The organism is Flavobacteriaceae bacterium HL-DH10 (assembly GCA_031826515.1).
Taxonomy (GTDB): Bacteria; Bacteroidota; Bacteroidia; order Flavobacteriales; family Flavobacteriaceae; genus Thalassobellus; species Thalassobellus suaedae.
Map to the genome: position 1 here is coordinate 1,333,114 of CP134536.1, position 25,306 is coordinate 1,358,419.

General features: G+C 31.1%; 18 protein-coding genes and 1 pseudogene. 4 read left to right on the plus strand and 15 right to left on the minus strand.

Annotated features, from left to right (window positions below; translation table 11 throughout):
- Positions 1-3: 3 nt before the first annotated feature.
- From RHP49_05890 to uvrC, 7 genes are all read right to left on the minus strand, one after another.
- Positions 4-2,547, minus strand: coding sequence for a carboxypeptidase-like regulatory domain-containing protein (locus tag RHP49_05890; protein WNH13786.1), 2,544 nt, complete (start codon positions 2,545-2,547; stop codon positions 4-6).
- Between the two features lie 159 nt (positions 2,548-2,706).
- Positions 2,707-4,326, minus strand: a complete 1,620-nt coding sequence (gene pgi, locus RHP49_05895) for a glucose-6-phosphate isomerase (protein ID WNH13787.1) — start codon at positions 4,324-4,326, stop codon at positions 2,707-2,709.
- A 3-nt stretch (positions 4,327-4,329) separates the two neighbouring features.
- On the minus strand, positions 4,330-5,643 hold the full coding sequence (locus tag RHP49_05900; GenBank protein ID WNH13788.1) for a peptidoglycan DD-metalloendopeptidase family protein: 1,314 nt from the start codon (positions 5,641-5,643) through the stop codon (positions 4,330-4,332).
- Positions 5,601-6,440 (minus strand): tryptophan 2,3-dioxygenase family protein, encoded by an 840-nt coding sequence (locus RHP49_05905; GenBank protein ID WNH13789.1) that lies wholly within the window; start codon positions 6,438-6,440, stop codon positions 5,601-5,603. Before RHP49_05905 ends, RHP49_05900 begins: the two co-directional genes overlap by 43 nt.
- A gap of 82 nt (positions 6,441-6,522) precedes the next feature.
- Positions 6,523-7,305 carry a DUF3108 domain-containing protein gene (locus tag RHP49_05910; GenBank protein WNH13790.1) on the minus strand — a complete coding sequence of 261 codons (783 nt, stop codon included), beginning with the start codon at positions 7,303-7,305 and terminating at the stop codon, positions 6,523-6,525.
- 202 nt (positions 7,306-7,507) lie between these two features.
- Positions 7,508-9,733 carry a patatin-like phospholipase family protein gene (locus RHP49_05915; GenBank protein ID WNH13791.1) on the minus strand — a complete coding sequence of 742 codons (2,226 nt, stop codon included), beginning with the start codon at positions 9,731-9,733 and terminating at the stop codon, positions 7,508-7,510.
- 85 nt (positions 9,734-9,818) lie between these two features.
- Positions 9,819-11,612 (minus strand): excinuclease ABC subunit UvrC, encoded by a 1,794-nt coding sequence (gene uvrC, locus RHP49_05920; protein WNH13792.1) that lies wholly within the window; start codon positions 11,610-11,612, stop codon positions 9,819-9,821.
- A gap of 131 nt (positions 11,613-11,743) precedes the next feature.
- Here uvrC and RHP49_05925 point away from each other — a divergent pair, with 131 nt between their 5' ends.
- The 4 genes and pseudogenes from RHP49_05925 (at position 11,744) to RHP49_05940 (ending at position 14,588) form a co-directional block, all read left to right on the plus strand.
- Positions 11,744-12,169 carry a RimK/LysX family protein gene (locus RHP49_05925; GenBank protein ID WNH13793.1) on the plus strand — a complete coding sequence of 142 codons (426 nt, stop codon included), beginning with the start codon at positions 11,744-11,746 and terminating at the stop codon, positions 12,167-12,169.
- On the plus strand, positions 12,166-13,047 hold the full coding sequence (rimK, locus tag RHP49_05930; GenBank protein ID WNH13794.1) for a 30S ribosomal protein S6--L-glutamate ligase: 882 nt from the start codon (positions 12,166-12,168) through the stop codon (positions 13,045-13,047). The genes RHP49_05925 and rimK overlap by 4 nt, the downstream gene beginning before the upstream one ends.
- Positions 13,048-14,021, plus strand: a pseudogene (locus RHP49_05935) (succinylglutamate desuccinylase/aspartoacylase family protein). It abuts the gene before it with no gap.
- Between the two features lie 3 nt (positions 14,022-14,024).
- A complete protein-coding gene (locus RHP49_05940) occupies positions 14,025-14,588 on the plus strand; it encodes a 5-formyltetrahydrofolate cyclo-ligase (GenBank protein WNH13795.1) in 564 nt (187 codons plus the stop codon).
- On the opposite strand, the gene RHP49_05945 is transcribed toward RHP49_05940, so the two are convergent.
- From RHP49_05945 to RHP49_05980, 8 genes are all read right to left on the minus strand, one after another.
- Positions 14,585-16,471, minus strand: a complete 1,887-nt coding sequence (locus tag RHP49_05945; protein WNH13796.1) for a hypothetical protein — start codon at positions 16,469-16,471, stop codon at positions 14,585-14,587. The two genes, RHP49_05940 and RHP49_05945, sit on opposite strands and share 4 nt — an antisense overlap.
- Before the next feature lie 90 nt (positions 16,472-16,561).
- Positions 16,562-17,182: a lipoprotein signal peptidase gene (locus tag RHP49_05950; protein WNH14384.1), complete on the minus strand. Its 621-nt coding sequence runs from the start codon at positions 17,180-17,182 to the stop codon at positions 16,562-16,564.
- 127 nt (positions 17,183-17,309) lie between these two features.
- Positions 17,310-17,690, minus strand: a complete 381-nt coding sequence (locus RHP49_05955; protein ID WNH13797.1) for a TraR/DksA C4-type zinc finger protein — start codon at positions 17,688-17,690, stop codon at positions 17,310-17,312.
- 6 nt (positions 17,691-17,696) lie between these two features.
- The gene (ileS, locus tag RHP49_05960) at positions 17,697-21,095 is read right to left on the minus strand and encodes an isoleucine--tRNA ligase (GenBank protein WNH13798.1); all 3,399 of its coding nucleotides are present in this window, start codon (positions 21,093-21,095) and stop codon (positions 17,697-17,699) included.
- Between the two features lie 314 nt (positions 21,096-21,409).
- On the minus strand, positions 21,410-22,768 hold the full coding sequence (gene radA / locus RHP49_05965; GenBank protein WNH13799.1) for a DNA repair protein RadA: 1,359 nt from the start codon (positions 22,766-22,768) through the stop codon (positions 21,410-21,412).
- Positions 22,768-23,919, minus strand: a complete 1,152-nt coding sequence (locus RHP49_05970; protein ID WNH13800.1) for an alpha/beta hydrolase-fold protein — start codon at positions 23,917-23,919, stop codon at positions 22,768-22,770. Before RHP49_05970 ends, radA begins: the two co-directional genes overlap by 1 nt.
- Before the next feature lie 50 nt (positions 23,920-23,969).
- Positions 23,970-24,941 (minus strand): lysylphosphatidylglycerol synthase transmembrane domain-containing protein, encoded by a 972-nt coding sequence (locus RHP49_05975; protein WNH13801.1) that lies wholly within the window; start codon positions 24,939-24,941, stop codon positions 23,970-23,972.
- Positions 24,942-24,945: 4 nt separating this feature from the next.
- Complete coding sequence (locus RHP49_05980; GenBank protein ID WNH13802.1) at positions 24,946-25,296, minus strand: aspartate 1-decarboxylase; 351 nt, start codon at positions 25,294-25,296, stop codon at positions 24,946-24,948.
- Between the last annotated feature and the right edge of the window lie 10 nt (positions 25,297-25,306).

The window sequence follows — 25,306 nt, forward strand, 5'->3', positions numbered from 1 at the left end:
TTTTTAAAAATTTACTTTTAATCCTACACTATACGTTCTACCTGCTCCATAATATACTAAAGCGGTTGCAGCCGTTCCATCTACATCATTTGCATCTGATACATATTCTGTATTAAATACATTATTTATTTTACCATTTAACACAGCTTCAAATGAACCCATATTAAATACATGGCTTACACCTACATCAAACAAACCGTATTCTGGAACTTCCCATGTATCAGGAAGTCCTGCTTCGCCCCTACTTGTAACTTGGTAAGAAGCAAACATATCTCCAGCGTAGTTATAATCTACATAAAGGCTTGATTTGATAGCAAATTTATAACTTGCTCCCAAGGCAAATGTAGTTTGTGCTGCATCACCAACTTTTAAATCTTTTGCAAACACATCAACCTCACCTACTGGTGTGCCGTCCTGACTTCTAATAATTGCCGACACGTCACTTTTCCATTGCCAATCACCAATAGATGCCATACCTGTAACAGTAAATTCGTCTGATAGTTTATATCTAAAATCAACTTCTATACCTTGATGTAAAGCATCCATACCAAGTAGATTGTAAAAAACTAACTCATCACTTGAAGACGGTCCTGGTAGAGAACCATTTATAGCTTTATCTAACCAGCTTGTCATATATAGGTTAACATTGGCAGATAGCTTATCGCTTCTATATCCATAACCCAGCTCAAGACTAAATACTTTTTCATTTTCCGCGTCTTGATTAGCATCAATTCCATCTTCATCTTGGAATACCGTATCTAAGAATGGTGCTTTTGAAAAATACCCAACATTAACAAATACATTATTATTTATATCTAGGTTATAGTTACCTCCACCTTTAATTCCATATCCAACAAAATTAACTTTCTCAGAATTTCTAGTACCAATAATTTCACTATTCATATACTCTTTTTGTTGATAATTAGTATTTGAAACATCAGCAGCCATAAATAAATTTAACGATTCATTAACCTGATATTCTGCTTGACCAAAAAGACCTGATCTTACAACAACACCATCGTAATCCTTATTGTATTTATCTCCAACTCTTAAAGGTTTACCAAAAGCATACGTATCAGACTCATTATCTAAGAAAAATTGTCCTCCTAATAAATCATCTACCTCATACCAGTGCGACCCCACATAGTAACGTGCATCTAAACCTCCAGAAACAGTTAACTTCTCGTTAATTCTATTTTTGTAAGTCGATAATAGTCCATACCATTCATGAGAATTTCTAGAAGAAGAAATAATGTCTGAAGAACCTGCTGTTCCATTAGCTATATTTTCTTCAACGACTTTGTCAAAATCAATTGGCTGCAATCCTGCACCACCTATTCTATAATCGCTTGATCCTATTTTAGATCCTTCATCTCTTCGACCACCTCCAGATCCAAATGAAGCATATAATGCTGTCGATAATGCCGACTTATCATTAATGTTCCATAAATGATTTAAAGATATTTGAGGTTTGTGATAAAAATTATAAGATTGGTGATATACTTCTCCATTTTTATAACCCCAATCTTTATTAGCCTTTTGTGGTCCAGAATCTGTATCTAATAATTCTGAAATCGTAGAACGATTAAAACGTTGTCCATGCGTTTGTTGTGCACCAAACGCAGTAAATGTTAACCTGTTCTTTTCATTTAATTGTTGAGATAAACTTATAAAGTAATTATATCCTGAAAATTCTCCGCCATCAATATATCCATCACCAGATATTTTTGATGCACTAACCGTTGCGGCAAATCCTTTGTCAGATAATCCTGTAGAATAAGTCATTCCATATTTTAAGTAGCCATCATTTGCAATTCCAGTGAAAACATTCCCACCTGCTTCTGCATCAGTACTTTTAGTTAAAATGTTAATAGTTCCTCCAATAGAAGGCACTGCAACTTTTGAAGCTCCTAACCCCCTTTGAACCTGCATTGAAGAAGTAACATCACCTAAACCTGCCCAGTTAGACCAATAAACACGGCCGTTTTCCATATCATTAACAGGAACTCCGTTAATCATTACAGCAACATTTTCAGAGCTAAAACCTCTCAAGGAAACTCTACCATCACCATAACCACCACCAGATCTAGTAGCATAAACACCTGGTGTTGCTTTTAATATTTCTGGAAATTCTTGTGTGCTTAATTTTAAAGAAATATCTGCAGCTTTAATAGTAGAAACAGCTACTGGTGTTTTTCTATCGACAGCCACAGAAGCTATAATTTGAATCTCTTCTAAACCAACTTGACTAGATTCAAGTTCAATATTACCCATAACTTTATCTCCAGAAAAAGAAAAAGTTTTAGAGGTGTAACCCACATAAGTAATTACAATTTCTCCCTGATTAGATTCAGTCTTTATAGAGAAATTACCATCAAAATCGGTAACAACTCCATTAGTTGTACCTTTTTCAATAACATTAGCTCCAGGTAAAGACATGTTTGTTCCAGCTTCTAAAATAGTACCCGAGATAGTACTTTGAGCCATAATTACTGTAGAAAACAAGAATCCTACAGTTAACATTAAAAAATGCGTAGTTTTTTTCATAATTAATTATTTGAAATTAGTCATGGCAAAAATACATATTAATTGGCATTATATATTATGTAATTGTTAACAAATATTAACAATTATTACAAGCAAAAACAGCATAAATATTAAAATATTCATGCTGTTTTTGTGATTTTAACAAAAAATTGTTAAAAACTAAGTTAAATTCTTATAGTAATTTAACAAATTAGAAGTAGAAGAATCATGTTCGTTATTACTTATATTGTTAAATTCTTGTAAAATTTTAGTTGCCAGTTGTTTACCTAGCTCTACACCAAATTGATCGTAACTAAAAATATTCCAAATGACACCTTGTACAAATATTTTGTGCTCATACATGGCTATTAACTCACCTAAGCTTTCTGGTGACAACCTATTAATAAATATAGTATTTGTTGGTTTGTTTCCTTGAAACACTTTAAAAGGTATTAAATCTCCTGTTGCTCCTTCAGAAATAACTTCAGCTTCACTTTTCCCATTTAAAAGCGCTTCTGTTTGTGCAAAAAAGTTGGACATTAATTTATCTTGATGATCTTTATTTCCATGTAATGCATTAGCAAAACCAATAAAATCGGCAGGTATTAATTTTGTTCCTTGATGGATTAACTGAAAAAAAGCATGTTGCGAATTAGTTCCAGGTTCACCCCAAATAATAGTTCCTGTTTGATAGTCTATTGGGTTTCCATTTCTATCAACACTTTTACCATTACTCTCCATAATACCTTGTTGCAAATAGGTTGCAAACTGATTCAAATATTGAGAATAAGGAATAATAGCTTCACTCTCCGCATCAAAAAAGTTATTATACCAAACACTTATTAATGCTAAAACAACAGGGATATTATTTTTAAAATCTTCATTTTTAAAATGATTATCCATTTTATTAGCACCTTGTAGCAAACTATCAAAATTATTATAACCTACAGCTAAACTAATACTTAAGCCCACAGCACTCCAAAGTGAAAAACGACCACCAACCCAATCCCACATTGGAAAAATATTGTTTTCATCTACTCCAAAAGCTTTAACATTAGCAATATTAGTTGATACTGCTACAAAATGTTTTGCAATAGCATCTTCTGTTGCCGATTGTAAAAACCAGTCTTTTAAAGTATTGGCATTAGATAACGTTTCCTGTGTAGTAAATGTTTTTGAAACAACAACAAAAAGAGTCGTTTCCGGATCTAATTTTTTAATGACCTCGTTAACATGATCGCCATCTACATTACTAACAAAATGTGTTGTTAAATGGTTTTTATAATATTGAAGAGAATCTACAACCATCGCAGGTCCTAAATCGGAACCTCCAATTCCAATATTAACCACATCGGTAAATGCCTTACCAGTAAAACCTTTTCTTTCACCATTTACCACCTCATTAGTAAATGCCTCAATTTTTTGCTTTACTTGATAAATCTCTGGCATCACATTAACACCATCTACAGTAAAATTGGAGTTTTTAGGCGCACGTAATGCGGTATGCAAAACAGCTCTTCCTTCAGTTTCATTTATTATTTCGCCAGAAAACTGACTCTTAATAGCGTCTTTTAATTTAACTTCATTAGCTAATTCAATTAAAAGCTTTAAAGTTTCTTCTGTAATCCTGTTTTTTGAAAAATCTACATAGAAATCATCCCACTTAACAGTAAACTTATTTGCTCGTTCTTTATCTTGAGCAAATAAATCTTTCATATGAACATCTTTTACAGAATTAAAATGTTGTTGAAGTTTTTTCCATGCTTCTGTTGTTGTAGGATTTATAGTTGGTAACGCCATATACTAATGGTTTAATGTGACTAAATTATTATTTAATGTTTCTTCAGATTTAGATTCTTCAAATGGAATCGCATCCAATTGAGTTTTTATTGGTTTTATAAAATCTAAATACTTTACTTTTAATGAATCTGAAATTGGCTTTGCCTCTGGTAATTTTTGTTTAAATGGATCAACCTGTCTACCATTTTTCCAAAAACGATAACATACATGCGGTCCTCCCGTATTACCTGTCATGCCTACCCAACCAATAACATCACCTTGTTTTACAAACTGACCAACCTTAGCCTTACGCTTACTCATATGAAGGTATTGCGTTTCGTAGGTCGCATTATGTCTTATTTTTACATAATTACCATTTCCTCCTCGTCTTTTAGACTCTGTAACAGTACCATTAGCAGTTGCCATAATAGGTGTTCCTATAGCTGCAGCAAAATCGGTTCCTTTGTGTGGGCGCACTTTATAACCATAAACTGCAATTCTTCTTTTTAAATTATATCTGGATGATATACGTTTAAATTTCACTGGTGCTTTTAAAAAGGCACGACGTAAATTTTTGGCTTCATCATTAAAATAATCTACAATACCTTTTACAGAATCTGTTTCAAATTCAAAAGCATAAAAAGGTTCACTATTGTGCTCAAAAAAAGCAGCTTTAATATTATGAACACCTGTATAAATGGTATCATCTATATATTTATCTGTATAAATCACTTTGAAACGATCTCCTTTTTGAAGACGCCTAAAATCAATAGTCCATGCATAAATTTCATCTGCCATTTTATAGGCTAAACGCTGACTTAAACCTTGCTCTTCTAAAGTTTGAGAAATATTATTATTAATAATACCTGTGGCTATTTTTTCAACATACTTTATAGGTTTTCTACTCGTATAGGTATGAATAGAATCGTGAAAATTAATAACGACATACTCTTCTAAATTTGGTTGATATATAAAACATTTTGGTAACTCTAAAGAATCTTTAGAACAAAGTAAGGTATATGGTTTGCCAATTTGAAGACGTCTTATATCAAAACTATCTTTAGCTTTTTCGGCGATATGAAATATTTTAGGATAACCAATTCTATTTCTTTCAAGAATTTCTCCAAAACTATCTCCTTTTTTTATAGTATCTCTTTTAACAACAAAGTCATTTAATTTAAACCCAAATTCATATAATTCTTTAGGTATTTCAACTGCTGCTAATTCTTCTTCTACTAATTTTGTTTTTGGTTCTTCTTTACAACCAATAAATAGCAATATTAATAACGTTAATATTAAATATCTATTCCCCAATTTTCTATTTCTTGTATTGTCCATAACTCTGGAAAAAATATTCTCTTTTGATATTTTGGATGCATGTATTTTACCCATTCACTTCCTCCTGTTGCTTCGGCCGTTTTTCCGCCTATTTTTAAATAATGATTTGCTGTATTATAATGTGCCATCACCCACTTTATATTAACGGTATAATCGTAATGACGCATAGCATCAACTAAGTCTTTGTTTTCTCTAGCTTCTTTTGGAAGTTCTTTAAATTTAGAGTACAAATTGTTAGTTTGATAAAATTTGGTAAATCTAATAAATTCGTCTTTATATCTCTCTTCAAAAACTGTTAATGTATAACTTTTTTTTCCTGTTTTATAATCTTTTCCCGCAGCTTGCCAATACAAATGCTCAAAAGCATTTTCGTAAGATGAATTTCTATCAATTGTATCTCTAAAACGTTTATCAATAAGATTTATAAGTTCGGTAGACGCAAATTCAATCTTTCTGTATTGTGCACTTTGAAATCCGCTTGCAGGTGTTAATGTGGTTCTAAACTTATTATAATCGTCTACATCCATACCATCTTTCATAATGCTAAAAGACGACGTTAGCATATCAAAATAACGACTAATACGCATGAGTTTAGAAGTAAATAGAATTGCATCAACCTCATCTGTTTTAGCCACCTGATCTATCTCCCAAAGTATCATTTTAAATAAAAGTTCATTTATTTGATGATACATGATGAAAACCATTTCATCTTTAAAAACCGTACGTTGTACTTGAAGATTTAATAAAGCATCTGTTTGAATATAATCCCAATAATTTAAAGGTTTACTATTTAACAAACCTTCAAGATAGCCTTCTAAATCTTGATCTATTGCTTCGTATTTTTTTAAGTTGGTTTTCTATTTTAGACTTCAAAATTCCTTAATTATTGACAACTATTTTGAATGGATGTTTTAATCCTTTAAAAGCTTCTAAATCTGCTCTTAATGAGCCAACTGCTAAATCTGCTTTGATTCGTAAAGGTAATTTATTTTTATCTTTTGAAACCCAAAGTGTTAAACTTTCTTCTTCTTTAAAAACACGACCTGCCATAACGTAAGGTCTAAATTTCAATGTTTCAATTTTACCAAAATCGGTACTAATGGTTTCTTCTCCTAAATATTTAAGTTTAAAACCGTAATTTTCTTCATCAAAGAACATATCTATACGAACTTCATCTCCAATTTTCAAATCACTTGTATCTAGGTTATTTCGCAAGTAATAAAATGTAGACACCATATCTTGAATATTAGGTTTCGTATCTATTACAGATTTTTTATTATGCTTCTTGTCATTAACGTAGGCCTTGTTATTTTGCTGATCAAAATCTATTTCTAAATCTTTGGTATGTCCCCCTTCATCAATATTTCTAACAAATTTATACGGCATATTGGTTTCCTTATCAAAATAGCTTTCGTATCTATCTTTTACTTTAAAAAACCATTTTATCATACCAGTAGTCCAGCCTTTGCCAACAACATGGTATACATCTTTATCTCCTAATTTAGAATCTTTAACCGTAAGTGTAGCGTTTCCAGCTTTCATCCAGCCGCTATAGCTCATTTTAAATTTAAACCATTCCCCATCTTCAAACGCAGATTCTTGCTGCGAAAAAGACATTTGTATGGTAAATATTACTGTTATTATAAGTAGTATGTTTTTCATCTGTTATGGGTCATTGACATGTAACTTCTTAAATTTACATTTATTGTTTTAAGTAAGAAATTACAATTACTATTCCAAAAATATAAAAATTCTTAAGACATGATGTTTATATAAGAAGTTCTTAACCTTAATTTGTTACATAAAACAGAAAACCTTAATCGTTTTTGTTTTGATGGAGTCTCTTATTAATGCTAAATAAAACCTAAAACCAAAAACCGATATTAAAAAACCAAATACTTTGTTTTTGTTCTGGGGAGTAGCTATATTTTACCTGAATAGGTCCAATGAAAGTTTCTATGCCATATCCTAAACCATAACCTTGATAATCTGGGAGCGTGAGCCATTCACCACTTTCAAATAAATCATCTTCTATATTTGCCCAATTTCCTTCTAAAGTTATGTGGTGCTTTTTATAAATCTCATAATCCGCACTAAAAGAAGCTTTTATATAACTATCGCCTGTAAGAGAAATAAAATCATATCCTATAAAAGGAATAAAATTGTTTATTAAATTATTACCATAACCTCCAAGAGCAAAATCTAATGATCGGGTAGATTTATCACCAAATTTAAAACCACCACTACTATGTATATTAAAAGCTAATTTATCTGATAGACTAAAAGCATATCCTAAAGCGCCTTTCATTATTGAAAAATTATCAAAATCTTGGTTAAACTTTGAAGCATAAAAATAGTTATATATATCGCTATTAAAATAAACACCTTTGTTAGGGAAATATTTATTATCGTATGTATCTAATTTTATATTCGCAAAAACACTAAAATAATCGGTGTTTTCAAATATAAAATCATCATTTCCATTAGAAATTTTTAGTGTTTCTGATTTCACTTCTAATCGTTTATGCTCTATTCCCATACTTAATGCAAAATCCTTTCTAAAAAGCGTTTGCAAATAAAACTGATTGGTTTGATCTTGTAATTTAGCATCAATTTTATTAAGCCCCATGGCACTTACTTCAGTGTCTTCTAAAAGTAATTGGGCATTTATATTTTTATTAAATGTATTATATCTAGAACGCACACCTACACTCCAATAAAAACCTCTGTCGATTAAATATTCAAAATTATACCTAACCTGATCCCCTAAAATAAAATCTATTGAGGCTATATCATTGTCAAATAATAAACGTTTTTGGGTTAAATTAATTAATGCTGCACTTTTATATAAATCGTCAAAATGTAACCCTAATTTTAAAAAAGTTGTGTTTTTTGTTTCTTTCAGTTTTGCTATTAAATGATAATTTTCTTCATTTTCACTTTTAGCTAATTTGTATTGAAAGGAATCAAAATTGTTAGTTGCAACAAGATTATCTATCCCTTTTGAAAAATCATTGTAACTTATTTTTTTATTAGATTTTAATTTTAGCTTTCCTAAAACGTAAGCTCTGGTATAATTATTTATTCCTTCAATAGAAAAAGAACTAATTGTAATACTATCTGGAAATTGCTTTATTATTTTTTCATTTTTTTTAGTTTTAAAAAAAGATTTTAAAGCTTCAGATTTTAAAATAGCAGCTCGCTTACCACTTTCAATAATTTTTGCTCCATCATCAAAGGAAACGACATTATAAGCTTTAATATCTGGTTTAATATAAATATCCGTTTTTTGTGCTTTAGTCTCCATAGTCTTTATAGTTCTAAAGTTATTTATTTGAATTAAAACATCTGGTGCCGATGTTAATTCATCCCGATTTAATAACTCATCCTGAACATCAACTCCAATAATAACAGCCATTCCTTTTTCTCGTAATTCATCAATAGGATAGTTATTTATTACACCACCATCAATTAATACTTGATTCTTAATCATAACAGGTTGAAAAAGCGATGGAAGCGCACTACTTGCCAATATAGATTGTGTTAAATCGCCTTTATCTAACAACACTTGTTTACCTGTTTCCACATTAGTTGCTATACAGAAAAACGGAATGGGCAACTTATCAAAACTATTAATATTATTAACATGAAAGGTTAATTTAGATAGCAAACTATAGGTATTTTGCCCTCTCGACAGCGCCGAAGGCAACTTAATTTTAAAGTTATCGAACGGCAGGGTTAATATATATTTTTCAGAATTATCACGCTCATAAAAAGCTTTTGAAGCTCTAGGCAATTCATCATTTATAATTTTATCAAAATCTACTTCTTTAAAAATGGAATCGAGTTCTTTACCAGAGTAACCAGAAGCATATAACGCACCTATAATAGCCCCCATACTTGTACCTGCTATATAATCAACTTTTACCCCTAAACTATCAATAACCTTTAACACACCAATATGCGCTAATCCTTTTGCACCACCACCACTTAACACTAAGCCTACCTTAACCTCATTATCTTTTTGTTTATCCTGCGAAAAACTCTCAAGGCAAACAACAAATAATAAAAAGGTTAGTAGGTATTTCATGTATTTCTATTTATTTTTTCAATTTTCACTTGTAACACTTATAAAATCATTACTCTGTACCTTTAAATTAATAGTCATGGATGTTTCATTTTTTATGATAATAATTATAAACTTTCTCTGCACGAGATACACCAACAACTAATTCTAATTCGTCTAATTTTGCATTAGCAACACGTTTTACCGACTTAAAATGTTTCAATAAATCTACAACTGTTTTTTCTCCTATTCCAGAAATAGTTTCAAGTTCTGTATTTAAAGCACTTTTACTTCGCTTATTTCTATGATGTTCTATCCCAAAACGGTGAGCTTCATTTCGTAAAAACTGAATCACTTTTAGGGTTTCACTTTTCTTATCTAAATATAAGGGAATTGGATCATTTGGATAGAATAATTCTTCTAAACGTTTTGCAATACCAACAATGGCTATTTTTCCTCTTAAATTTAAAGCGTCTAAACTTTTTAATGCTGATGATAATTGCCCCTTTCCCCCATCAATAATAATAAGTTGTGGCAATGGCTGCTCCTCTTCTACTAGACGCTTGTATCTGCGATACACCACTTCTTCCATAGAAGCAAAATCGTCTGGTCCCTCAACTGTTTTTATATTAAAATGACGATAATCTTTTTTGCTTGGTTTCCCATTTTTAAACACCACACAAGCCGCTACAGGGTTTGTTCCTTGGATATTAGAATTATCGAAACACTCAATATGTCTTGGCTCTTCATGAAGACGTAAATCGGTTTTCATTTGTGCCATAATCCGCTTCTCGTGTCTGTCTGGGTCTACAATTTTTATTTGTTTAAAACGCTCTAATCTATAATACTTGGCGTTTCTAATAGATAAATCTAAAATATGCTTTTTATCGCCTAATTTAGGTATAGTAATTTTAACATCATCTCCTAATTCTACCTTAAAAGGCACATAAATTTCTTTTGAATTGGAATTAAATCGTTGTCTAATCTCGGTTATTGCTAATTCTAGTAACTGCAAATCGGTTTCATCTAATTTCTTTTTAATCTCTAAGGTATGTGAACGGATAATAGAACCGTATGATAATTGCAAAAAATTAACGTAACCATAACTTTCATCACTAACAATAGAAAACACATCTACATTGCTAATTTTAGGATTTACAATCGTAGACTTTGCTTGGTAGTTTTCTAAAACCTCAATCTTTTCTTTTATTTTTTGAGCGTCTTCAAACTGCATGTTTTCAGCAAAACTTTTCATTTGAAGCTTAAATAGGTTTAAAGAATCTTTAAAATTTCCTTTTAAAATTTCTTTTATAGCTTTAATATTTTCATTGTAAGATGCTTCAGTCTCTAAACCTTCACAGGGACCTTTACAATTTCCTAAATGATATTCTAAACATACTTTATACTTACCAGCCTCAACTTTATCTTCAGCTAAATGATAATTGCAAGTGCGCAAACTATACAATCCTTTTATTAAATCTAACAGTACATGTACTGTTTTTCCACTGGTATAAGGTCCAAAATATTCGCTACCATCTTTAAAAACACGTCGGGTAGAAAACACTCTGGGAAAACGTTCTTTTTTAATACATATCCAAGGATACGACTTGTCGTCTTTCAACATCACATTATAGCGAGGTTGATATTTTTTAATTAAGTTATTTTCAAGTAAAAGCGCATCAGTTTCTGTATCAACAACGATATGCTTTATGTCGGCAATTTTTTTTACTAATACTCGGGTTTTTCCATTATCGTGAGTTTTTGTGAAATAGGAGCTTACCCGTTTTTTTAAATTTTTAGCTTTTCCTACATATATAATTGTTCCTTCTTTATCGTAATATTGATAAACTCCAGGTTGATTTGGTAGTGTTTTTAATTGTATTTCTAAATCGGGAATATCCATTAAATCAAAGGTAATTATTTTAATTTTTTATTGTTGAAATACTACTTATATATATGTGTTAAACTTTTAAACATTTTCAATTTTTAATTGACTAATTCCCTACATTGTGCCTATTTCTGAAAAACAATAAAATGAACAAAAAAATTATCGGACGCATTGATATTGTTGATTTTCCTGGATTAGGACTATTCAATATTGACGTTAAAATTGATACAGGCGCCTATACATCGGCTATTCATTGCTCTAAAATTATTGAAGAAAACAATAGTTTAAGATGTATTTTTAATAGTGACGACCATAAAAACTTTGGAAAAACTGAAATTATTTTCGATACATTTTCTCGTACTAATGTAAAAAGCAGCAACGGATTTAAAGAAAACAGATATAAAGTGAAATCTGAAGTTGTATTTTTTGGAAAAACATATAAGATTAACTTAACTTTAAGCACAAGAGACGATATGAAATTCCCTGTATTAATTGGGCGGCAATTTTTAAAACAAAAATTTATTGTTGATGTAGATTTAGAAAACGTTTCTTTTAATAAAAAAACACAATGAATATAGTAATCTTATCAAGGAATTCAAATTTATACTCAACTGAAAGGCTAATTGAAGAAGGCGAAAAAAGAGGTCATAAAGTTGAGGTTATAGACCCACTAAAATGTGATATCATTATAGAAAAAGAAAAACCTACTATTTATTATAAAGATAGATATTTAGACTATGTTGATGCCATTATTCCTAGAATTGGAGCTTCGGTAACCTTTTATGGTTGTGCTGTAGTAAGACAATTTGAAATGATGGGTGTTTTTACCATTGTAACTTCAGATTCTATTCAACGCTCAAGAGACAAACTACGTAGCTTACAACGCTTAAGTAAAGCAGGTATTGGCATGCCTAAAACTGTTTTTACTAACTATTCCAGAGATGTTGAAGAAGTTATTGAGCATGTTGGAGGCACACCTGTAATTATTAAATTATTAGAAGGTACACAAGGCTTAGGAGTTGTTTTAGCAGAAACAAAAAATGCAGCAGAATCGGTTCTAGAGGCTTTTAACGGCTTACAAGCTAGAGTTATTGTTCAAGAATTTATAAAAGAAGCCGGCGGTGCTGATTTAAGAGCCTTAGTTGTTGATGGTCAAGTTGTAGGCGCTATGAAACGTCAAGGTAAAGAAGGTGAATTTCGTTCTAATTTACATCGTGGCGGCTCTGCAAATATTGTAAAACTTAATCATGATGAATTAAAATTAGCAATGAATGCTGCAAAAGCATTAAAACTGCCCGTTTGTGGTGTAGATATGTTACAGTCTGCTCGTGGTCCTTTACTATTAGAAGTAAACTCTACACCAGGATTAGAAGGTATTGAAGCTGCTACAGGACGAAACATAGCAAAAAGTATTATTTTTTATATTGAAAAAAACAGTCATAAAAAATAAATGAAACTTCCAAAAACTAACATACTAACCATTCTAAACACTAAAATATATCCTGGAGAAAGCAAGGAAGTTAATTTTGATGTAGCCAACTTGCACACATCAACACCTGTAAACATTCCTATTATTGTTGAACGTGCAAAAAAACCAGGACCAATTGTATTATTCACAGCTGGTATTCATGGGGATGAGGTTAATGGTGTTGAAATTGTTAGACAATTAATTGCAAAAGGTATAAATAAACCTAAGTGTGGCACTATAATATGTATGCCTGTAATTAATATTTTTGGGTTTATAAATTTAAAACGGGAATTTCCAGATGGTAGAGATTTAAACCGTGTGTTTCCTGGTACTATTAATGGCTCTTTAGCTAGTAGAGTTGCTTATAAATTGATAAACCAAGTGCTCCCTTATGTAGATTATATCATGGATTTTCATACAGGTGGTGCTGGTCGTTTTAATGCACCACAAATACGCATTATAGATAAAAACAAACAACTTAATGATTTAGCAAAAGCTTTTGGAGCGCCTTTTGTTTTATATTCTAAAAACTTATCAAAATCATTTAGACATACCTGTTTTAAATTAGGCAAACCTATGCTACTTTTCGAAGGCGGAAAGTCATTTCACATCGATGAAACTATAACAAATTCTGGAATTAATGGCGCTAAACGTGTTCTAAAACATTTAGATATGCTAAGTGTTAAATTTAAAGTATCACACCCTAAAAAAGAAACCGTTTTTATTGAAGAAAGCAAATGGCAACGCGCCAAATATTCTGGTATGTTTAGAGCTACTATTGCTATTGGCAAACATGTTGAAAAAAAGATGTTTTAGGAAACATTACCGACCCATATGGAAAATTTAGTTACGAAGTAAAAGCACCAAATTCTGGATATATAATTAATGTAAATGAATCCCCTATTGTTTATCAAGGGGATGCTTTATTTCATATCTCAACAAAACTTGAAGCTTAAAATATGACCAAATCTGAATTACGAAAAACATACAAAACACTTCGTAATAATTTATCAGAAAATGATATTGATGAATGTAGTTTAGCTATCGCCAACCAGCTTTTAAAGCTGCCTATTTGGGAATATGTTTTCTATCATATTTTTTTAGCTATTGAAGAACAAAAAGAAGTTAACACCGATTATATTTTAAATATTCTTTCGGGTAAAGACAAAAATATTCTCATTTCAAAAAGTGATTTTGATACTGGAGATATGACTCATTTTCTTTTAACAGATAGTACCGTTATTAAAAAAAATAAATACAATATTCCTGAACCCATTGATGGCATCGAAATTTCTAGTGATAAAATTGACGTCGTTTTTATTCCGCTTTTAGCATTTGACAAAAAAGGGCATCGTATTGGTTATGGCAAAGGTTTTTACGACCGGTTTTTAGCTGGTTGCAAACCCAAAACCATCAAAATTGGGTTATCTTTTTTTGAAGCCGAAATTGAGATTGTAGATGTTTATGAAAGCGATATTAAGTTAGATTATTGCGTGACTCCCGAGCAAGTTTATAGGTTTTAATTATTACAATTCTCGCAATAGGTTTCTCTTAAATAATTATTTTCTAATAATTGAAATGTAACACCACCATCTTCTACTGCATTAAATAATTTACAGTAGCGTTCTTTATTCATGTTAATGGCATTTAGCATAATGGTTTTGTAATTTAAATCTTTGGTAAAATCTACACTTACCAAGGTTAAGTTTAAATAGTAAAACAATAAGTTTTCATCAATATCAATACTTCTTGCTTTATTTTCAAGCAATTTTACAGACAATTCGATATTAGCATAATAACTAAAAAATTGTGCTAAACTTAAATAATCATAATCGGAAAGCGGAAACTTGTTGTAATTATTATTAATATAAGCAACCGATTTATCTTTATTTACATAATCTCTTTTTTGCATTAAATTTTCGGCTCTAACAATATGAAAATTAACCATCATTCTAGAAATAAGCGCACTATCTATTCCGTAATTTCTTAATGCAGCAATTTGACTTTTTAACTTAGTTTCATCTATTTCTATTGCTTTAAAACGCCATAATTGAATTTTAAGAGCTGCTATATTGTATTTTACTTCTCGATCTTTAGGAACTAATTTTTCTAATTCTAATAATTCGTTATAAACAATTAAAATTTGTCTAACATTTAGCATATATCTAAAGGCTGAATTTTTATTAAATATCTTAACAAATTTGGCTTGTTTTGGGATATTCATTTTTCTTAAAATATCTGGTGATACTTCTTTTTCTTTAAGCCTTTCGAAAATTGAATTTTGAATAACCCTTGCTTCATCTAATTTTTCGGCAGTAATAGCCGTATTAAATTTATTTAATAAAACATCAGCAGTCATCGTTTTATACTTGTCTTTCTTTTCTAATTCTAACTCTAAAACCGCCTTTCTATGATGCTTCAAGATAGACTCCATCTCTTCTGAAAGTCCTCCTATTAATTTTGCCTTAATTTTAGATTTACTCAAGCCCGATAAACTTTCGTACTTAGTTCCTTTAATATCATTTAAAAACTCCACCCAATTTTCCGAAGAAGAAACCGTTGTTTTAATAGTTGGTTTTTGAAATGATTGTAACGCCGCTACAATACTATTAGCACGTTGCTCCTGTAATTCTATATTTCTATCTAAACGTCCTTCTATAGACGAATATGCTTTAATATTTATAGCTTTAATATTAAAATCTGTTAATCGTAAAGAATCATAAATGGGTTTTATATCTTCTTGGGAATAATTAGATTTATTCTTTTTAAAAGGAATTTTAAACTTTAAAGTTTTGTTTCTAAGCACATAACTTTCTTGTGCAGATGATTTTATTTCTTTTGGATTATATGTTAACGAATCTAAGTACATTCCCATATCTAACAACTCCCAAGGGTAAGATTCTAAATCGTAAATTGTATAATACTGACATAAGTTTTTATTGTTTAAAAACAAGATGTTATATTCTAATTCGTCATTAAGAAAACCTTCTGGTATTTTACCAACAAACGTTCTAAAAATATTTTCTCCATTGGGTTTTAACCCTTTTCTTAAGTCTTTAGTATAAACAGGCTTAAGTAAAAACCCTCTTATTTGACTCTTTTTAATCAATTCAATATCACAGGCATACCTGTCTTTTAAAACAATATCAATAGCAACACCATCTCCATCATTTTTAAACAATAAATTGAACCAATTTTTATCATTAACCTGAAAATACAGATTATCATGTTCTCTTTTTATTGAAAACTGAACCTCCTTGGGTTTTTTATTAAATATTTGAAAACATTGTTGACACTTTTGATTTCTGTCATTTCCCGGAAAAACAATATCATAAGTGTTTTGAGCACTAATTATATTTGAAAGACATATGAAGAATAAGGCAAGAAGCAGGTATTTAATTTTCATTAATTGAGGGTTTTAAAAAAATTTATTAAATATAACAAATACCTTTAAGAGTAGAAAAATACTTACCTAATAAATAATTGAAGTTTCTACTTAATTATTAGAAAACGCCTTTTTATTAAAAACAATAAGCATAATAAAACCTGTACTTATAGCCATATCTGCGATATTAAAAACAGGTTCGAAAAAGTTAAAACGTTTACCCCCATAAAACGGAATCCATTGGGGTAAATCTACTTCAAATAACGGGAAGTATAGCATATCTACGACGCGACCGTGTAGTAAGGAATCATAACCTCCTGCTTCTGGTAAAAATGTTGCAACTTGATTATAACTGTCATCAAACAAAACACCATAAAAAACAGAATCAATTATATTTCCTAAAGCTCCTGAAAATATTAAAGCTATTGCTATTATTAATATTTTAGAACCCTGTTTTTTAGTCGTGTCATACAACCAATATCCAATACCAAATATAGCAACGACTCTAAATAAAGTTAAAGCTACTTTTGCAGTTCTATCTGAGATGAAAGAGACAAAGTCACTAATTTTTGTTCCCCAAGCCATACCATCATTTTCAATAAAATATATTTTAAACCAACTAAAGACATCAATACTTTCATGAAGCGTAAAATGGGTTTTAATATATATTTTACTAACCTGATCGATGAGTAAAATAAGAATGATTAAGAAAATAGATTTTTTTAGTGACATCAAACAAAAACGCTTTAAAATGTATTCCTTCCCGATAGCTATCGGGATGCGCAGGAATGACAAATAAAAAACGTCTCAACCCCGACAACTATCGAGAGAGACGTTTCAAATATATATTCATTGAAAATTATTGCATGTTTTTTGCTTCAATACTTAACGTAGCATGAGGCACCAACTTTAAACGCTCTTTATTTATTAACTTACCTGTTACACGACATATACCATAGGTCTTGTTTTCAATTCTAATTAAAGCATTTTTTAAGTCACGAATAAATTTCTCTTGACGAATGGCTAATTGTGAATTAGATTCTTTACTCATAACAGCACTTCCTTCATCAAAGGCTTTAAATGTAGGCGATGTATCTTCTGTACCATTATTATGGTCATTCATATATGCACTTTTAATAAGCTCTAAATCATGTTTTGCCTTTTCTATTTTTTCTGAAATCAGCACTTTAAATTCTGCTAAATCTGCATCCGAATATCTTATGTTGGTGTCTAAATTCATAGTTTCTTAATGTTTTTGAATATACAATTTGGTATTTACATCATCAAAAGCAATTTCTATACCATTTTCTAATTTGTCTATAATTTGTATTTCGTTTGTTAATGTTTCTGATTTTATATAAGTCATATTAGCATCTACTGCACTTGTAATATTTTCATCTTTTTGAAAGGTTACATCAATTCTATCTGTAACTTCAAATCCTGAGTCTTTACGTAAATTTTGAATACGATTAATTAACTCTCGTGCAATACCTTCCTTTCGTAAATCTTCACTAATAGTTACATCTAAAGCTACTGTTAAAGATCCTTCATTTGCAACCAACCAGCCTTCAATATCTTGAGATGTAATTTCTACATCTGCACGTTCTAAAGTGACTTTTTTTCCGTTTACTTCGATGCCTAAAATACCATTTTGTTCAATATCTTTAATATCTTCAGAAGTAAAGTTATTAACGACTTTAGCCACATCTTTCATGTCTTTACCAAAACGAGGTCCAAGAACTTTAAAGTTTGGTTTTATTTGTTTTACTAAAATATCTGATGCATCTTCTAAAACTTCGATTTCTTTTATGTTAACCTCTGATTTTATAAGGTCTGAAACTGCTAATATTTCATTTTTTTGAGATTCACTATCTACAGGAATCATTATTTTTTGTAAAGGTTGCCTTACTTTTATTTTTTCTTTAGCTCTAAGTGATAAAACCAAAGATGAGATAATTTGCGCACTTTCCATTTTGTTTTCCAGAGACTTATCAACATATTGGTTGTCAAATTTTGGAAATTCTGCCAAATGTACACTTTCGAAAGTTTCTTTTTGAGATACAGAATTTAAATCTAAGTACAACTTATCCATAAAGAACGGTGCAATTGGAGCACCTAGCTTAGCAATAGTAAGCATACACGTATAAAGTGTTTGATATGCCGAAATCTTATCCTGTTGATAATCCCCTTTCCAAAAACGTCTTCTACTTAAACGCACGAACCAGTTACTAACATAATCTTGAGTAAAGTCTGAAATTGCTCGAGCAGCCTTTGTAGGCTCATAGTCGGCATAATAGGCATCTACTTTTTGAATTAAGGTATGTAATTCTGAAAGTATCCAACGGTCTATTTCTGGTCTTTCATCTAAAGGAATATCAGCTTCGCTATAATTAAAACCATCAAGATTTGCATATAGCTGAAAGAATGAATAGGTGTTATAAAGCGTTCCGAAAAACTTACGTTTCACCTCTTCAATACCTTCTAAATCGAATTTTAAGTTGTCCCAAGGATTTGCATTAGAAATCATATACCAACGCGTGGCATCGGCACCGTAATTTCCTAAAGTTTCAAAAGGATCGACTGCATTCCCTAAACGCTTCGACATTTTTTGTCCGTTTTTATCTAACACCAAACCGTTAGACACCACATTTTTATAAGCAACAGAATCAAAAACCATAGTACCTATAGCATGAAGCGTATAAAACCATCCACGTGTTTGATCGACGCCTTCCGCAATAAAATCGGCTGGATACGATTTTTTATCGTCAATTAATTCCTTATTCTCAAACGGATAATGCCATTGTGCATAAGGCATAGAACCAGAATCAAACCAAACATCTATTAAATCGCTTTCACGGAACATTTTCTGTCCTGTTGGTGATACTAATACAACCTCATCAACTATATTTTTATGCAAATCGATTTTTGCGTAGTTTTCTTCGGAATTGTTTCCAACTTCAAAATCTGCAAAAATATCTTCTGCTAAAACACCTGCTGAAACAGCTTTTGCCATTTCACTTTTTAGTTCTTCAACTGAACCAATACAAATTTCTTCTTTACCATCTTCGGTTCTCCAAATTGGCAGAGGAATTCCCCAATAACGAGAACGTGATAAATTCCAATCGTTAGCATTTGCTAACCAATTCCCAAAACGACCTGTACCTGTTGCTTTTGGCTTCCAGTTAATGGTTTCGTTAAGTTCGAACATACGTTCCTTAACATCGGTTACTTTAATAAACCACGAATCTAACGGATAGTAAAGAATAGGTTTATCGGTTCTCCAACAGTTTGGGTAACTATGTTTATATTTTTCAACCTTAAAGGCTTTATTTTCTTCTTTTAATTTAATGGCTATTTCAACATCTACCGAGCGTTCTGGTGCTTCTCCTTCATTATAATATTCATTCTTCACATATTTACCAGCATATTCATCCATTTCTGGTCTAAAACGCCCTTGTAAATCAACTAATGGCACCAAATTACCATTGTCATCTTTCACCAACATTGGTGGCACTTCTGGTGTTGCTTGTTTTGCAACTAAAGCATCATCTGCTCCAAAAGTAGGTGCTGTATGAACAATTCCTGTACCATCTTCCGTCGTTACAAAATCTCCAGAAATAATTCTAAACGCATTTTCGGGGTTATCGTTTGGTAAGGCATACGGCATTAATTGCTCGTAAGTGACACCTACTAAATCTTTACCAACAAACTCTTTTACAACGTAAAAAGGGATTTTTTTATCCCCCGATTTATAAGCTAATAATTCTGATTTATCTTCAACTTTATTGAACTTTCCTGAGAATTGATAATTCACCAACTTTTTAGCTAAAACTACATTTATTGGCTCAAACGTATATTGATTGTATGTTTCAACTAAAACATAGTCAATTTTTGGACCAACAGTTAATGCTGTATTACTTGGCAATGTCCAAGGCGTGGTTGTCCAAGCTAAAAAATAAATATCACCTTCGTTTTGTAAAAAATCTGGTAATGATTCTGGTTTTGCTTTAAACTGAGCTACAATAGTTGTATCAGTCACATCTTGATACGTTCCTGGTTGGTTTAACTCATGCGAACTTAAACCTGTTCCAGCTTTTGGAGAATACGGCTGAATGGTATACCCTTTATACAACAAGCTTTTGTTATATATTTCTTTAAGCAACCACCAAACACTTTCCATGTATTTAGGCTCGTAAGTAATATATGGATCGTCCATATCTACCCAATAGCCCATTTTTTGTGTTAAATCATTCCAGACATCTGTGTAACGCATAACAGCTTTACGACAAGCGGCATTATAATCTTCAACTGAAATAGTTTTTCCAATATCCTCTTTGGTAATGCCTAGCTCTTTTTCTACACCAAGTTCTATTGGTAAACCATGTGTATCCCAACCCGCTTTACGCTTTACTTGATACCCTTTCATGGTTTTATAACGCGGAAAAATATCTTTAATAGCACGTGCTAAAACATGGTGCACACCAGGTAATCCGTTTGCAGAAGGTGGCCCTTCAAAAAACACGAATGGCTTATGACCTTCTCTGGTAGTTACACTTTTTTCAAAGATGTTGTTTTCTTGCCAATAGTTTAAGATTTCATCTGCAACATTTGGTAAGTCAAGTCCTTTATATTCAGGAAATTTCATCTGATATTCTTTATTTTGTCTAAATGGACAGATGTAAGCTTAATTTTTAAAATATTTAAAAACACATATTAATTGTTAATTGTCTAAATATTAAAGCTTTCACGCTCATTTACCCTATATTCTTATAAGGTTGCGAATTTAAGAAATTTTGTGAAATTAGAGCGTGTTAAATTAACTTATTGACAATAAGGAAATACAATTTTATTACCTCTTATTTTTAAAAATTGTTTCTCTTTAAATTAACAATTAATACCTCATTAATTTTCGAAACAATAAACTAGACAAATAACAAATCTAATTCTAGACGCTGAAGACTAAACCAGAAACCCTACCAAGTCTTCAATTTTAGAAATCAATTGAATTTTAATGACTGTATTTTTAAGCGATATTTTATTGTATTTTGAAACAAAAATAGTTGAAAAACCTAATTTTTCGGCTTCAAGAATACGTTGTTCGACACGCTGTACTGGTCTAATTTCTCCAGACAAACCCACCTCGGCAGCAAAACAAAAGTCTTTTTGCAAAGCCACATCTTCGTTAGATGATAAAATTGAAGCAACTACTGCCAAATCTATCGCAGGATCATCTACTGTAATGCCTCCTGTTATATTTAAAAATACATCTTTAGCACCAAGCCTAAATCCTGCTCGTTTTTCTAAAACGGCTAATAACATATTTAAGCGTTTTGCATTAAAACCTGTGGCACTTCTTTGAGGCGTTCCATAAACTGCTGTACTCACTAAAGCCTGAACTTCAATCATTAGCGGACGCATACCTTCAAGAGTAGCTGCTATAGCATTTCCAGACAATTCTTCGTCTTTCTTAGAAATTAAAATTTCTGATGGATTGGAAACTTCACGCAAACCAGAACCTTGCATTTCATAAATTCCTAATTCATTTGTGGAACCAAATCTGTTTTTATGGGCTCTTAAAATTCTGAATACATGATTGCGATCGCCTTCAAATTGCAAAACCGTATCAACCATATGCTCTAAAATTTTAGGACCTGCAATATTTCCATCCTTAGTAATATGACCAATTAATAATACAGGAGTTGCTGTTTCCTTTGCAAATTTTATTAGTTCAGTAGTACATTCTTTTATTTGAGAAATACTTCCAGAAGACGATTCAATATAATCGCTATGTAAAGTTTGAATAGAATCAATTATAACAATATCGGGCTCTAAAGCTTCTATTTGCTTAAATATATTCTGCGTTTTCGTTTCTGTAAGAATATAACAATTGTTATTGTTTGGATTGATACGTTCTGCACGCATTTTTATCTGTTTCTGACTTTCTTCTCCTGAAACATAGAGTGTTTTATATGGTAATTTTAATGAAATTTGAAGTAGCAAGGTGCTTTTTCCTATACCTGGTTCTCCTCCTAAAAGTGTTAATGACCCAGGAACAATTCCACCTCCTAAAACGCGATTAAACTCGCCATCAAAAGTATCTAATCGGGGTTCTTTAGAAACATCAATATCTTTAATCCGTAATGGAATGGATGCTTTTTTAGCAGTCGAAGTTGGTGATTTCCAATTGCTTTTTTCTGGTTTTTGAATAACCTCTTCTACAACAGTATTCCATTCTTTACAAGCATTACATTGCCCCTGCCATTTGGCATATTGCGTGCCACAGTTCTGACAGAAAAAAGTAGTTTTAACTTTTGCCATTAATACCCGAAATCTGCTTTAATTAAATCTGCTTTTTCAAGCACTAAATCTTTAGTAATACCTGCTATTTCTTTTAACGTATAAGCAGATTGATAAGTACGCATCGCTTTTTTGGTCTCACCCGTTTCTTCATAAAAACGTGCTAAATAATAACCTCCTAAAAGCGTTTCTGGATATGCTTTTCTTGCCATTTTTCCTAAATCTTCATAATATTCAAAACTTTCATTTTTTTCTATAGCTGCAGAAATCGCTTTAAAATCGTTAATTAAAATCTGCTTATCAATACCAAACAAATCATAAATAATTTGATATTTCTCTTGAAGATAAACAACTGGAGATATTTCTAATTCAAGAATTGTTTCTTTATACTCCTTTTTACTAATAGGTTGAAAAACTTTAAAAATACCTTCTATAGCATTTGGTATAGCATGTGTTGGTACAGAATAGTGAGACGGTCCTTCAAAGCTATCAAAATCAAAATATAAATTTTTATTCTCTATATTAGAAATATCGGTCTTTAAAACATTTGTCATTTTTTTAACAGACGACGCATCATTATTGGTATTTGCCAAATAATAAAAGGTTTTAGAATCTAATTTAGCCAGTCTTTCTGGAATATAATCAATCAGATTTGGCGCTAATTCTGGACTGACAGCTATATATCCTTGAAATAATGGCTGTGGTTTTAATAAAAAATAATTGATAAAGTTTGCTGTTTCACCATGACCAACAGCAACTCTAAAATTAACTGTTCTATATTTATTCTCTATATAAGGTATCAATTCCATTCCTACAAACTCAAAAAAAGCTGCACCAGTTTCAATAGGTAATGAATTTTGCTCAGAATACATACAATCGTCATAACGTGTATTGAACTGATTAACACCAACAACAATGGTCTGGGGCATATCTTCCCAATAACTATAATAATCCACATTTCCCGCAACAGATTCAAACAAATAATCGCCATCAAAAACTATAAATATGGGATACCTTTTATCTTCATTTGTAGTATATCCTCTGGGAAGTTGAATTTTTAATTCACGCGTATCACCTAATTTTGAAGAGGCTATAGTTTCGTATTTAACTTGCGCTTCAATAAAAGAAGACATAAAAAACAGAAATAAAAAGGAAATAATAGTATGCTTCATTTTTAATTGATTTGAGATTTAATAGCAGCAAGGTATGAAATAAAGCGAAACTATAAAATGTGCTCGTTCTTCTTTTTTCTATTATAAATAGGTAAGCATATAAGGGACAATCCTCCGAAAATAATAATCATAAGTGTTTGTGACGCCCACATAATCCAACCAAAAGCAATACTAGGTTCTTTGGTAATTCCAAAAATTGAAAAGCCTAAATAAACAGCAACAGGATAGGCACCAATACCTCCACTGGTTGCCGCAATACTAAAACTTGCCGAAATAAATCCAATTAAGATCGCTCCAGTTGAAATTCCATTCAAGTCATCAATAGCCAAAGAAGTCACATAAAACATAAGCAGATACATAACCCAAATAAATAAGGTATGAAAAATAAATGCCCACTTCTTTTTCATTTTAAAAATACTTAATGCACCTTCAATTAAACCAGCTACAAAAACTCTTATTTTTAAGGCTATTTTAGAGTCGCTTTTTCTAATATATCTTAAAAAAAACACCATTAGAACTATTCCAAAAACTAAAGCAATAACAATTTTAGTTACATCAAATTTTTCAATTAAAAATCCATAAATAAAATCAAATTGCAAAAAAAGCGTCATTATAATAATACCTAACATCACAATTAAATCGGCAATTCGCTCTGCTACAATAGTTCCAAAACCTTTTTCAAAAGGCACTCCTTCATAATTTGCAAGTATAGATGCTCTAGCCACTTCTCCCGCTCTTGGTATGGTATAATTTATTAAATAGGTTGCAAAAACAGCCATAATACTATTTCCGAACTTAATATTATACCCTAAAGGTTCTAATTGAAAACGCCAACGATATGCTCGAGACAAATGACTCAAAAAGCCTAAAAACAATCCCAATAAAATCCAACTTTTATTTGAAGATTTCCAAAATTCTAAAATTTTAGGCAAGGGAACATCACTTAAAGAATACCAAACTAAAAAAACTCCCAGTATTAATGGGAGTGTGATTTTTAGTATGTTCTTTATCTTTTTGTTCAAAAGCTTATATTAATAAGTTTGTACCTTCATCTGGAAAAACTAAAGAAGGTTTAAACACCTTTGCTTCTTCAATATCCATAAAAGCATAAGTAATTAATATTAAAGTATCTCCCACCGAAACTTTTCTAGCGGCAGCACCATTAAGAGTGATTTCACCACTATTTCTTGGCCCTGGAATACAATAGGTTTCCAAACGCTCTCCATTGTCATTATTTACAATTTGAACTTTTTCACCTTGTATAATATTGGCCGCTTCCATTAAATCTTCATCTATAGTAATACTACCAATATAGTTTAGTTCTGCACCGGTACATTTTACTCTGTGAATTTTAGATTTTACTACTTGTATTTGCATGTTGCAAAGA